This is a genomic window from Collinsella aerofaciens, assembly GCF_005845035.1.
Taxonomy (GTDB): Bacteria; Actinomycetota; Coriobacteriia; order Coriobacteriales; family Coriobacteriaceae; genus Collinsella; species Collinsella aerofaciens_I.
On the sequence record NZ_SPFO01000009.1, the window covers coordinates 50,802 to 63,472 of the forward strand.

Below are 12,671 nucleotides of genomic sequence, written 5' to 3' on the forward strand. Positions count from 1 at the left end.
CCGCTCTTTGTGGGCGCTTTTTCATGCTGGGCGCTCAAAACGGAACGAGATAGTTCTAGAATGTTCATACTGTCACATAAACGAACAGGAGCGAGCATGCATATCTACTCTGTATCAGATCCCGAGTTCAAATCTTATGGCCGCGTGTGGAACGACGTTTCGTCCAACCTGACCGCTCCGCTCGTCGGGGCGCTTTCCGCTACGCCCATCCCCGAGGGCAGCAAGTACGTAGCAAGCGCGCCGGAGCTCGAGGGCGTCAAGGATGCCGATAAGCTGGGCTTTCTCATGTTTGGCGGTCGTCCCTTCCAGCTCGGCTGGTGCAACGGCCACAACACGCAGCTCAACTGCTTGGAGTATCATCGCGCCAGCGAATTCAACCTGGGCGCCCGCGACTTTATCCTGCTCGTGGCGCATCGCTGGGAGATCGAGGACGGCAAGCTCGACACTGCGTGCGTCAAGGCGTTCCGCGTGCCGGCGGGTACGGTCGTCGAGGTCTTCAACACCACGCTCCACTACACGCCCTGCATGGTCGACGACGGTGGCTTCCAGGTGATGGTGGCGCTGCCCGCTGGCACCAATGGTCCGCGCCCCGAGGCCGCGGCCGACATGCCTGCCGCCGGTGACAGCTACTGCTACTGGAAGGCAGACAAGTGGGTCCTCTGCCACGCCGACAGCCCCAAGGCTGCCGAAGGCGGCTACGTAGGCCTCATTGGCAAGAACCTCGACATCGCCTGCGACTAGAATCTTCCGTCTCAATCTGTAACATCTAGCGGGCTAAATCGTCTCTACCTGTTACAGATTTAGACAAACTGTAGGGGACAGACCGAACAATCTCAATCTGTAACACCAAGCCCGGTTTTGGCGGCCTACCTGTTACAGATCGAGACAAACCGCCCCCAACCACCACAAAGGTGCCTGTCCCCATTGCGGTGGTTGTCTAGAGCTGGCTGCGCAGGTGGTCAGCCATATATGGTACGGCGAAGCGCACGTAACCGCGGCGCGCCTGTTCGATTACGCCGGCGTCGATGAGGCGCCGGCGATACTTTTGCGCATAGTCGGGTGTGACTGACATGCGCTCGGCCACATCGGAAATGCGCGACACGCCGTCTTCGTCATCGGTCATTGCAGCGAGAAACGCAACATCTTGGTCCGATAGCGCGGCGAGCGTCGTTTCGCACACATCGTTTTCGAAATCGGCCTTTGACGCTTCGATTGCTCCGTCGACTTGCTCTGGCGTTACGTGTTCTCCTGCCTGGCAACGATTGGCGATGTTGTAGCCGATGAGCTGCAGCATGTAGGGCGAGCCCTGAGTTGCGCGAGCAGCGTCCAGCCGAAGATTGCCTGGAATATCAAGGTCGAGCTCTTCGAAAGCTCGCTGATAGTAGGCATCCACATCTCCAACTGAAAGCGGTTCGAGCGTGACCTTGCGTGCGCGGTTGAGAAATGTCAGTACGCGGTCGTTGAGTGTCGCGGAGACTGCTCCCGGGAGGCCCGCCATGACGAGCGCGACGTTGAGCCCCTCGCCGACCAGCTCTTGATAGGCGGTGACGAGCTGTCTGATCTCGGGCGAATTGGCCTGGAGCTCATCGATGAGGATGAGGATGCCGTGTCCCTGCTCGGTCAGCTTGCGCGCCAGCTGCGTGAGCTTGAACTGGAAGCTTTTGGTTTCCTGCACATCGCGCGTGAACTCAAGGCCGGCTGAGAAGCCGAAGACGCTCAGGCTGCCGCCCGCAAGTTTGGGGAGCCGATGCTTGTTGGCGTAGGGCTCGCCCGCTTCCTGGATCTTCTCAACAATACGCTCGAGCATATCCTCGGAGGCTACGGTGGGCGTGGCGACAACAAAGCCGAGCTTGCGTGCGCGATCGGCAAGTTCCCACAGCAGAACCGTTTTGCCGCTGCCTCGCTGGCCGAGCATGAGCATGGCTCGGTCTCGATTGCCCGGCTCCTGCTCAAGGCCGGAGATGAATGTCGAAATCACGCTCCCGCGCCCCACCAGATAGGACGGGCGATTTCCAAATGAGGGGGAGAAGATGGTTTCAGTCATGAGTCTCCTTTCCTTTTTTTCCTATTTTTTCCTTTTTTTCCTATTCAGTCAAATATCCCGCCGGCGAAGGCGGCTACGTAGGCCTCATCGGCAAGAACCTCGACATCGCCTGCGACTAGAATCTTCCGTCTCGATCTGTAACATCTAGCGGGCTAAATCGTTTCTACCTGTTACAGATCAAGACAAACCGCCCCCAACCACCACAAAGGTGCCTGTCCCCCTTGTGGTGGTTTGGGCAGGCGGGTATCAAAAAGTGTCAGCTGTGGGCGGTCGCCGGGCCACCGTGTGCGAAAAGAAGTGTCGACCTGTGCCGTTGCCGTTGGTTGGCACCCCGTTTGCGGGGATACTGAAACCACGACAAGCAGCGTATGAAAGGATCGATGCATGGCTTTCCGTAAAGACTTCCTGTGGGGCGGCGCGACGGCTGCCAACCAGTGCGAGGGCGCCTACAACGTGGACGGCCGCGGCCTGGCCAACGTGGACGTGGCTCCGCACGGCCCCGAGCGCTACGCGGTGGTCTCCGGCCAGCGCAAGATGCTCGACTTCGAGGACGGCTATTACTATCCCGCGCAGACCGGCATCGATTTCTACCACCACTACAAGGAGGACATCGCCCTCTTTGCCGAGATGGGGTTTAAGACCTTCCGCATGAGCCTGGCATGGACCCGCATCTTCCCCAACGGTGATGAGACCGAGCCCAACGAGGCTGGCCTGGCCTTCTACGAGGATGTATTCCGCGAGTGCCAGGCGCACGGCATCGAGCCGCTCGTGACCATCACGCACTTCGACTGCCCGATTCACCTCATCAAGGAGTACGGCGGCTGGCGCAACCGCAAGCTCATCGACTTCTACAAGAACCTCGCGACCACGATCTTCACCCGCTACAAGGGCCTGGTGAAGTACTGGCTCACCTTCAACGAGATCAATATGATTCTGCACCTGCCGTTTATGGGTGCCGGTCTGGTCTTTGAGGAGGGCGAGAACAAGGAGGCCGTCGAGTACCTGGCCGCCCACAACGAGCTCGTCGCCAGCGCTTGGGCAACCAAGATTGCCCACGAGATCGACCCCGAGGTCAAGATCGGCTGCATGCTCGCCGCAGGTAGCTACTACCCCTACAGCTGCCGTCCGGGCGATGTGCGCCAGGCGCAGCTCGACAACCAGGACAACTACTTCTTCGTCGACGTCCAGAGCCGCGGCTACTACCCGGCCTATGCCGTCAAGAAGCTCGAGCGCTTGGGCATCGATGTGGGCATGACGGACGAGGACCGCGAGATCCTGGCTGCCAACACCGTCGACTTCATCAGCTTTAGCTACTACAGCACCCGCTGCTCTGCCGGTGCCGATAACCCCGATGTCGAGCGCACCCAGGGCAACGCCTTCGCCGGCGCCAAGAACCCCTACCTGCAGGAGAGCCAGTGGGGTTGGGCCATCGATCCGCTAGGCTTCCGCATTACGCTCAACGACCTGTACGACCGTTATCAGAAGCCGCTGTTTGTGGTTGAGAACGGCCTGGGCGCCAAGGATGTTGTCGAGGAGGATGGCTCCATCAACGACGACTACCGTATCGACTACCTGCGCCAGCATATCGCCGCGATGCGCGATGCGGTGACCGAGGACGGCGTTGACCTGCTGGGCTACACCACCTGGGGCCCGATCGACCTGGTGTCTGCCGGCACGGGCGAGATGTCCAAGCGCTACGGCTTTATCTATGTGGACCGCGACGACGCCGGCAACGGTACCCTCAAGCGTTCCAAGAAGAAGAGCTTTGACTGGTACAAGAAAGTTATTGCTTCTAATGGTGAGGACCTGTCCTAAGGGCACTGAGGCGCTCAACCTTGGGGCTCCAACCCTCCTCGCGTACCTAAGTACGCTACGTCGGGCTTGTCGCTCCCAATCTTGAGCACCTCAGGCCCTTAGGGGGCGGGTCTGGCCGCTGTGAATTTCGCGTGCTCATCCCCATAGCCTCCTGACCAAGGCGCCCGGCGAGTAGTTAATGCTCGCCGGGCGCCTTGCCGTCTGCGGATTTTGGGACATGTGGCCCGCTTTTTGGGCCCGCCTGTCGGTACACTAAAAGCACTATGGGTACCCGCGCACGACATACTGGCCATGCGGCCGCCCGATCCGCGCCCGTAGCGGATCCTAGGGGCGGCAGGCTCTTCGCCATGCCGCGATTCCTGGTTGGCATAACGCATCAGGCGTATCGTCACCGCGTCTTCATTATTGCGGGCGCTATCACCGCACTGTTCCTCATGCTTTTGGCGGTCTTGCCGGCGCTGTTCGCCTTCGAACCCAAACTTTCTAACGTCGTGCCCGCCTATAACGAGGTGTCCGAAGAGGTCGTGGATGCGCTCGTCCATTCGAGCTCTCTCCCGTTGCTTGTCGCCGCAATTGTATTTTCGATTTGGGGCGTATCGGTCTATCTGCGCTGTTTGGACTATGTGTTGCGCCGCCGCCTTGTTGCCATCGCCGCCATCTGCGCCTTGTGGATGATCGAAGTCATTCTCAAGTACAAGTCGTTCACGCCGTTCTATGCCACCGTGCTGTGGTACCTGTACTACGTGCCCATGACGCTCATTCCGCTGCTCTACCAGTTGTGTGGTCTGCGCCTTGCGGGCCTGGAACAACACCGCCTGGGTCGCCGCTACTGCGCCGCGCTGTGGATTGTGGCCATCCTGCTTATCGGATTTGTGCTCACCAACGATTTTCACCAGCAGGTCTTCCACTTTGACCGCACAAGCGACACCTGGAGCAACGACTACACCTACGGCTGGGGTTATTTTGCCGTCCTCGCGTGGACGGCCTTTGACTTCGTGGCCTTTTTTATCCTGGTTGGTCGGTCCTCATCCTTTCGCATCCAGCGTTTCTCGGGCACGGCGGCGCTCGTACTGCTGGGTGGCGCATTCTTTGCCATTTCGTATGCGTTGCGCGTGCCCTGGGCATGGAGGCTCAACTTTTCGCTCGTCTATTGCGTCCTGTGCGTGGTGGCGATGGAAATCTGTCTCGATTGCGGTGTCATTCCGTCGTATCACGACATCGCCGGCATCTTCGACACCTTGCCGCTCGACCTCAAAGTTCTAACGCGCGATCTGCAGGAAGTCTATGCCACGCCGGTGTCAAAGCCAATGCCGGTAGGCGTGCGCGAGGAGTTGCGGACCCAGGAGCACGGCCGCGCCCATGCCTTTGCCGTGGCGTCCGATCCCGATGTAATGTATCGCACCTTTCCGCTGCTGGGTGGATCGGCGCTGCTTGCCCAAGACGTGTCGGAGCTCAACGAGCTTAACCGTGAGCTGGCGCATCGTCGCATGGAGCTGCAGCGTCAAAACGAGCTGCTCGCCGCCGACTACGACCTTAAGACGCATTTGGCAGATCAAGAAGCCGAGACCTTGCTGGTCCAAGACGTGGACCAAGCGCTTGCCCGCGCGCTCGAAGGGATGTACGACCTGCTGAGCTCGCTGCCGCCGTTGACCGACGAAGCGTCTTCGCACGAGCGTTACCGCATGCTGCAGCGCGCCAAGATGCTCGTCGCCTATTGCAAGCGCAAGGGGTCGCTCACGTTGGCACAGCACGGGGAGAGCGGTTTTGATCGCGGCCGCATTCAGCTCATTGCCAACGAGCTCGCAAGCGACCTGCGCACCATCGATATCGATTGCGCCTCGATTATCGCCATACGGCGCCCGCTGCACGCCAGTACGGTAAGCGCCCTGTACGACTGCGTGTATGACTTTGCGTTTTTTGCCTACACCACCGACCATCCGGCGCTTATGTATCACTTGGGCGACCATGACCGATGCAGTGTCGAGCTGCGTGCCACGCTTTTTTCCAACGATGATGAAGATCTTTCGCAGACGCCCGCTGCGCAAGAGCTCGAAAGCGCTCTGCAAGGGCGCAACGTGGCATACCGATTTGAGGGCGAGCCCGGCCAGCTGCGCATGATCGTCTTGATGCCGAGGGCGGGTGAGTGACGATGCAGATTTCGCTCATTCTTCCCCAAATCGTTGCGCTCGATGTTGTCTTTGCCCTGGCTGCGTGTCTGCAGACGATCCACGTCCCGCTCATCGCATCGCGCCGCTCGCCCTATAACCGTAAGGTGATTTGCGCCTACGAGGCGAGCCTTGTGCTTCATCTGATGATTTCGGCGCTTATCCTGTTCGCGTCGTCTGGCTCGCATCTGGTGGCGCCGCTTGACGTTTGCGCCAGGGCAATGGGCGGAGCGTTGTGGCTCAATGCCGCGATCTTTGCCTATGGCGTGGTGCTTATGGTGCACTATCGTCGCCCCGTCATGCTGGTCGAGCTGCTGCTTGTTGTCGCCGTTACGCCGCCGGTGGTGCTTGCCATGGGCTCGGCGTGGACCGTTGTCCTTATCGCAGAGGGAGCGTTCTTCCTGTTCCGTTCCATCGCGGCGCTCTTGATGGACGTCCGTAACCGCCAGGAGGATATCACCGCATTCTCGACGATTGAAACCATCAACGTGATTCCCGTGGGCATTCTGTATCTAGACCCGAGGGGCCGTCCGTTGCTCATGAACCGCTGCATGCGCAAAAACCTGGTGGAACTTCATATGCCAACCGATCTACGCGACATGAGCAGCACATGGAACGACCTGCGCAAACTCAGCATGCAAATGCCCGAAAGCAGCAGGAACCGTGTGCGGATTAATCTGGACCGCTTTGGTGAGGCGCGGGCGGTGGTCGAGGTCTCTCCCGCCGAGATTCGCCTATTTTTGTGCGATCGTGTTATGGTTTCGGGCCGTTCGTTCGAGCGCATTATCGGTCTTGATGTGACAGAGTACGCGCATGCTCATGACCGCTTGGCGCAAGCCAACCACCTGCTTGAGCTTGCGGGCCAAGAGCTCCAAGCCCAGATCGAAGAAGTCAAAAAAGTTGCCGACAATGCGGCCTACCTACGTATGCGCGCCCGCGTTCACGATGTGATCGGGCAGCGCCTGTCCATTCTTCATCGCTATTTGGAGGAGGGGCGTCTGGACGATGAGTCGCTCGAGCAGATTGACCCGTTGCTGCGCTCAATCGCCGCCGATTTGCGCAGTGGCGGTGCCAGCGAGCCTGCAGAGCAGCTGGGTGATATCGTCCATGCTTTTGGCCTGGTGAGTGTGCAGATCGATGTTGAGGGTGCGCTGCCTGAGGACGCGCGTGTCGCGGCGGCCTTTTTGCAGATTATCCGCGAGGCCTCGACCAACGCCACCAAGCACGCGCAGGCCCACCAGGTCCATGTGCACCTGTGGCAGGAGGAGTCGAACGGATGCGACATCGCGCGCATGACCATCTCTAATGACGGCGCGCCGGCCCCCGTATCGTATCGCGAGGGAACGGGTATCCCTGGTATGAGGCATGTCGCACGGAATCTGGGCGGCAGCCTTGAGGTCCATGCCGCCCCACCCTTTACGCTTACGGTATCCATTCCGCTTAACACCAACGCCACGTCCCAAAGGAGAAGCTCATGATCCGCGTGTTGATCGTCGAAGACCAGGCCATTCTGCGCGAGAGCCTGGCGCGCTCCGTTGGCGACCAGCTCGATATGACTGTTGTTTCCGCCATCGCCGATGCCTCCGAGGCCTTGGGTGTCGCGCTCAAGGAGCGCCCGGACATGATACTGATGGACGTATGCACCGAGCATGATTCCAACGGCATCGTGGCGGCGGCGCGTATCAAGGAGCAGCTGCCCGAGTGTCGCATCATTATCATGACCGGCATGCCCGAGATCACCTTTGTCGATCAGGCTCGCGAGGCGGGCGTCGATAGCTTTGTGTACAAGAACGTCGGTATCGACGAGCTGTTCGCCGTGATGCGCTCCACGCTGGCGGGCTATTGCACGTTTCCCAAGCCGCCCGAGAGCATTTTTTCGGGCACGGCAGCTCTCGACGATGTCGAGCTGTCGATCCTGCGCCTTGCCTGCGAGGGCAAAAGCCGCCGCGAGATCGCGGCCGAGCTGTTTATGAGCGAGGGCACCATCAAGCGTCGCATCTCGGAGATCCTAAGCAAGACCGGCTACGACAACATCATGCGTCTTGCCGTGCACGCGGTAACGGAGGGCAGCATCGTTCCCAATATGGAGCGCTAGCGCTCGTTACGCATCGGCATAAAAACGGCGGGGCCGCAGGATTAACTCCTGCGGCCCCGTCTGGTGTGCGCGGATGCGTCCGCCAATCCGCGGCTGTCGTGGTCTGCCGTTACGCGATGGTTGCGCTGTAGGAGGCGACGTCCTCGTAGGAATCGGTCAGGTAGGCGTCGATGCCGATGGTCGTGTTGACCAGGTCGTCAAGGCTGTCAAGCTCGCCGTTCGAGAACGTGAATTCCTCGGTGGCGTTGGTGCCGGGCATCAGGTGAGCCGAGAACCAGGGGTCCTTCATGGTGCCGTTGACATTGGTCTTGCCGGAGGGAGCGTAGAAGGTCAGGTCCTTGTCGCTCTTGTTGGTGATGTTAACGACAAAGCCGATGTCGCCCCAGTCGTCCTTGAACTTCTCGGTGATGGTGATGGTGCACAGATCGTCATCGGCGACGGTGACGGCGGGGGAGATTTCGACGCTCTGGACATCGTCGTCTTCGACGGCCTCATCGATCTCCTCTTCCTTCTCGGCGTTCTCGCGATCCTTCTTCACCGTACCGGACAGATCCTTGTTGGACTTCGTAAAGATAAGCTTGTCGCCATCCACCTCGAGGACGAGCTTGTCGTCCTTGAGCTTCAGGTCGTGCGACTCATCTTCGGCGGTAATCGTTACGGTGGTGGCGTCCTTGGCCTCCCATTTCAGGTCGGCGACCTCAAGGAACATGTCGAGAACGCCCGTGCCGTCTTCGTCGAGGATCAGGATACAGTTGAGGCCCCACTCCTTGAGCATATCCATGTACTCATCGGTGAGCTCTTCGCCGTCCAAGGTTCCACCCGAGTACTGCCAGCTGCCGACGAAGTTGGCCTTGGGGTCTTTGCCGCCGCCGCTGCAACCCGTCAGGGCAAAGGCGAGCGCCAGGACGCATGTCAGGAATGCGAGTACGGACTTTTTGAACGTTGTCTTCATGGTGTCCTCCTTTATCGAACGAAACCCATAGAAGCAAATGCGGGGGTGGCGGACCTCCCCGCCAATTACCAGGTAGAGGGGCTAGGGCCTGGGCGTTCCGCAGTTGCTGCAGAACTTGCCGCCGTTTTCGCTGCCGCAGTTGGGGCAGAACCACTTGGTCGGTGCCGGGGCGGGTGCGGGACTGCCACACTCGGGGCAGAACTTGCCGGTGTTGGTGGCACCGCAACTGCAGGTCCACGTGCCGGCCGCGGGGGCAGCGGCAGGAGCCGGTGCGGGGGCGGGTGTCGGAGTCGGCTGTGGGGCGGCCTGCTGCTGTGCCTGGCCGGCGGCGAACAGCTGGCTGGCGTTCATGCCGCCCATGCCGCCCGCCATGCCCATGCCCATGAAGCCTGCCATCGCGCCGTTGGGGTTGGCGGCTGCTGCGCGCATCGCATCGCTCTGGGCGCTGGCGATGTTGGCGGCTGCCATGGTGGGATCGCGCATGACCGCGGCCTTCTGCAGGTCCTTGATCATCTGCTCGTCTTCTTGCGAGGCGACGATGGAGTTAACACCAAAGCTCACGATCTCGACACCACGCAGGTCGCGCCAGTCGGCGGAGAGGACCTCGTTGAGCGCGCGGGCGAGCTCGGTGGTGTGGCCGGGGATGGCACTGTAGCGGATGCCCATCTCCGAGATCTTGGCAAAGGCGGGCTGCAGGGCGGTGAGCAGCTCGGACTTAAGCTGGCTGTCGATCTTATCGCGCGTGTAGCTATCGGTCACGTTGCCGCACACGTTGGTGTAGAACAGCAGCGGGTTGGTGATGCGGTACGAATACTCGCCGTTGCAGCGAACGGAGATGTCGACATCCAGGCCAATGTTGTTATCGACCACGCGGAAGGGCACAGGCGAGGCGGTGCCGTACTTGTTGCCGATGATCTCCTTGGTGTTGATGAAGTAGACGTGCTGGTCCTTGCCTGCGTCGCCGCCAAAGGTAAAGCGGCTGCCGATATTGGCGAACGTCTCCTTGATGGAGTCGCCCAGGTTGCCGCTAAAGACGCTCGGCTCGCTGCCGGTGTTGAAGACGAACTCGCCAGGCTCCAGCGCAACCTCGATGATCTTGCCGTTTTGCACCACGAGCATGCCCTGGCCGTCGTTGACGGCGATGACCGAGCCGTTGGAGATGACGTTGTCCTCGCCGCGCGTGTTGGAGCTGCGGCCGCCGGTGCGCTTACTGCCCTTGCAGGCCAAGACGTCAGCGGGCATCGATTCGCAATAGATAAATTCCTTCCACTGGTCGGCCATGACGCCGCCGGCAGCGCCCAATCCAGCTTTTAAGAGTCCCATGGTGATCTTCCTTTCTCGTCAAAGGCCGGGTGGTATTGGTCAGAATGGCTAATCGTCCTTGTTGTCCTTCATGACAACGGTGGTCTCGGTGTGGCTGAAGGTGTCGTGCTTCTCGGTCAAGTCGAGCTTGCCACAGTAGCAATCGGCGTGGGTGGCCTCGTTGGCCGTCTTGAGCTGGCCCACCAGCAGCACGTCTGCGATGATTACGATGATTAGCGGCGCGACGATGTTGATGAGGATGCCCTCGACATCAAAGGTGAGGTAATCCGGATCGAAGGCATTCCCACCCATAAAGAGAATCTGGGAGAGGACAAACCCGATCACAAAGAACAGCACCGAGGCGATGGCGAGCTTGGGCTTGGAGCAGGGGAGCTTGCCGACCATGCGACCGGTCTGGCCGTTCATGGCAAACAGGTAGCTCTTGCCGTTCCACGAGGTGGAGAGCATCCAGACGGGGAACAGGGCGTAGTCGCTGTCTTCCCAGGTGTAGTCGAGCTGCTTGCTTTCGACCGTGGCGTCGTCATACTCGTCGACGACGGTCTCGCGCAGGGCCGAGATCGTACTTTCTTCCATACGACGCTCGGCGCGCGCCTTGCAGATTTCGCAATCCTCGTCGTAGCGGTTGGCGATGTAGCCGGGCATATACGCGACCGAAAACGGGCGCAGGGCGTCGTAGTCAAATGGCTCGATGGCGTCCATGTGGCCGTCGGGCATCTTGGACGATCCGTCGACGGGCACGCGCTCAAACGAGATATTGCCTTTACGGTAGGCGTCGTAGTGGTCGGTGGTCGTGACGGTGCGATCGGATTCCTCAGTCACGGTCTCGTTGGTCGCATCAAAGCACACTTCGCCGTCCACGCGGGCGCCGTAAAGCCAAAACGGCACGTAAACGCCTTGGACTTCGTCGATATGGTTGCCGGTGACAAAGCTCTTGGGCAGCAAGATCTTGCCCTTGTAGTGTTCCTTGAGTGCGGCCGTGACGTCGTCGCGACCGAGCTTAAACGGAATCACCAGGTCGGGTGAGAAGTCGCCCGAGAGCTGGCCGGGTGCCACGGCGGAGTTGCCGCAGTACGGGCAGGTGGTGACGGCGACGGTGCCGTCGGACACGAGCTCGGCGCCGCACGACGAGCAGATGTAGCCGGCGTTTTGAGCCAGCTCCTGCACGGCATCGTCGACAGCAGGCTTGGGGGCCGCGGCTGCGGCATCGGCTTTGGCATCTGCCTTGTCCTGGCGCTCGCGATAGAGGGCCTCGACTTCTTCGACTTCAAAACGCGAATCGCAGTAGTCGCAGACGAGCTTTTGCTCGGCACTGGCAAAGTGAAGGGGGCCGCCACACGCGGGGCACTGATAGTTGACACTCTCGAAGGCCATGATCGGTCCTTTCCGTGCCGGAGACTATGCGCCGATGGCGCCGCCGCAGTATTCGCAGCGCCCGCTGGCATCGGGAATGGTGGTTGCACCGCAGAAGGGACAGGTGACCGCGGTCTTGGGGGCCTTGGCGGCCACGACACTGTCGCGCGTTTCCTGACGCAGCTGCACCAGCGCGTCGCGGACCTCGGTTGCCTGGCGCTTGGCCTCGCGGTATTCGATGGAGCCGCGCTGATCGATGGTGGAGTCGTTCACGCGCAGGTTGATCTCGGTAAAGTACGGCGTGTTGACGTGGATGGTCAGGTTAAAGTCGTAATCCAGGTCGTAGCGCGGCGGGTTATAGCTCTCGCGCTCGCCGTCCTTGGTCTCGCGATAGATCTCGGTGCGATGCTCGTCGATATCCATATCGCAGCCGAGTACCTGCGAGAACTCGATGATGTCGGGATTGGCGTCGCGCCAGCGGCTCTGTGAAGTGATGATCAGCAGGCCCGCGTCCTCATCGAGCATGATGTTGGTGCGCCCGGCAGAGAGCGTGCGCGTGGGGTTGAACGAGGCCAGGCGCTCGGCATTAGCCTCGCGGTAGGCGAGTTGCTCGCGGATATCGTCCGCGGTGCTGGAACGGTAGCCGTGGAAGTAGGGGGAGAGCTTGCCGGCGCACTCTTTGCACAGGTAGCCCTCGCTGATCTTGGTCTTTCCCAAAAGTCCCAGCTCGGTACCGCAAATCGCGCACTCTTTCTTCTCGAACATCTTGTCAAAGAAGCCCATGGCTGCCTCCCATCAACAGGTAGCGTGTGTCACTTTTGATGATGGGGGAGTGCGCGATCTTTCACGATACCCAGACGGCTCAAGGAGTCTCCACAACTGGGACACATGGCCCATTTTTGACTAGTCGTTGGGGACGTTCTTAAA

General features: G+C 60.2%; 10 protein-coding genes. 5 read left to right on the plus strand and 5 right to left on the minus strand.

The annotated features are described in order from the left end of the window. Positions 1-96 precede the first annotated feature (96 nt). Positions 97-741 carry a DUF4867 family protein gene (locus FGQ67_RS05850; RefSeq protein ID WP_138340557.1) on the plus strand — a complete coding sequence of 215 codons (645 nt, stop codon included), beginning with the start codon at positions 97-99 and terminating at the stop codon, positions 739-741. A 196-nt stretch (positions 742-937) separates the two neighbouring features. Here the strand turns inward: FGQ67_RS05850 and FGQ67_RS05855 are convergent, their stop codons facing one another. Continuing rightward, entirely contained in the window at positions 938-2,044 is a 1,107-nt protein-coding gene (locus tag FGQ67_RS05855) for an ATP-binding protein (protein WP_138340558.1), read from the minus strand. A 384-nt stretch (positions 2,045-2,428) separates the two neighbouring features. On the opposite strand from FGQ67_RS05855, the gene FGQ67_RS05860 reads away from it, so the two are divergent. From FGQ67_RS05860 to FGQ67_RS05875, 4 genes are all read left to right on the plus strand, one after another. Continuing rightward, on the plus strand, positions 2,429-3,859 hold the full coding sequence (locus tag FGQ67_RS05860) for a 6-phospho-beta-glucosidase (RefSeq protein ID WP_138340559.1): 1,431 nt from the start codon (positions 2,429-2,431) through the stop codon (positions 3,857-3,859). Between the two features lie 347 nt (positions 3,860-4,206). Beyond that, positions 4,207-6,006 carry a histidine kinase N-terminal 7TM domain-containing protein gene (locus FGQ67_RS05865; RefSeq protein ID WP_171025220.1) on the plus strand — a complete coding sequence of 600 codons (1,800 nt, stop codon included), beginning with the start codon at positions 4,207-4,209 and terminating at the stop codon, positions 6,004-6,006. After that, positions 6,003-7,502, plus strand: a complete 1,500-nt coding sequence (locus tag FGQ67_RS05870) for a sensor histidine kinase (RefSeq protein ID WP_138340561.1) — start codon at positions 6,003-6,005, stop codon at positions 7,500-7,502. Before FGQ67_RS05865 ends, FGQ67_RS05870 begins: the two co-directional genes overlap by 4 nt. After that, positions 7,499-8,119: a response regulator transcription factor gene (locus tag FGQ67_RS05875; protein WP_138340562.1), complete on the plus strand. Its 621-nt coding sequence runs from the start codon at positions 7,499-7,501 to the stop codon at positions 8,117-8,119. The genes FGQ67_RS05870 and FGQ67_RS05875 overlap by 4 nt, the downstream gene beginning before the upstream one ends. A gap of 109 nt (positions 8,120-8,228) precedes the next feature. Here the strand turns inward: FGQ67_RS05875 and FGQ67_RS05880 are convergent, their stop codons facing one another. The 4 genes from FGQ67_RS05880 to FGQ67_RS05895 all read right to left on the minus strand — a co-directional run bounded on the left by FGQ67_RS05880 (position 8,229) and on the right by FGQ67_RS05895 (position 12,527). Further along, a complete protein-coding gene (locus FGQ67_RS05880) occupies positions 8,229-9,071 on the minus strand; it encodes a hypothetical protein (RefSeq protein WP_138340563.1) in 843 nt (280 codons plus the stop codon). An 81-nt stretch (positions 9,072-9,152) separates the two neighbouring features. After that, positions 9,153-10,394 carry an SPFH domain-containing protein gene (locus FGQ67_RS05885; RefSeq protein ID WP_138340564.1) on the minus strand — a complete coding sequence of 414 codons (1,242 nt, stop codon included), beginning with the start codon at positions 10,392-10,394 and terminating at the stop codon, positions 9,153-9,155. Positions 10,395-10,442: 48 nt separating this feature from the next. Continuing rightward, complete coding sequence (locus FGQ67_RS05890; RefSeq protein WP_138340565.1) at positions 10,443-11,765, minus strand: hypothetical protein; 1,323 nt, start codon at positions 11,763-11,765, stop codon at positions 10,443-10,445. Between the two features lie 24 nt (positions 11,766-11,789). Further along, a complete protein-coding gene (locus FGQ67_RS05895) occupies positions 11,790-12,527 on the minus strand; it encodes a DUF4428 domain-containing protein (RefSeq protein WP_138340566.1) in 738 nt (245 codons plus the stop codon). Positions 12,528-12,671: the final 144 nt, after the last annotated feature.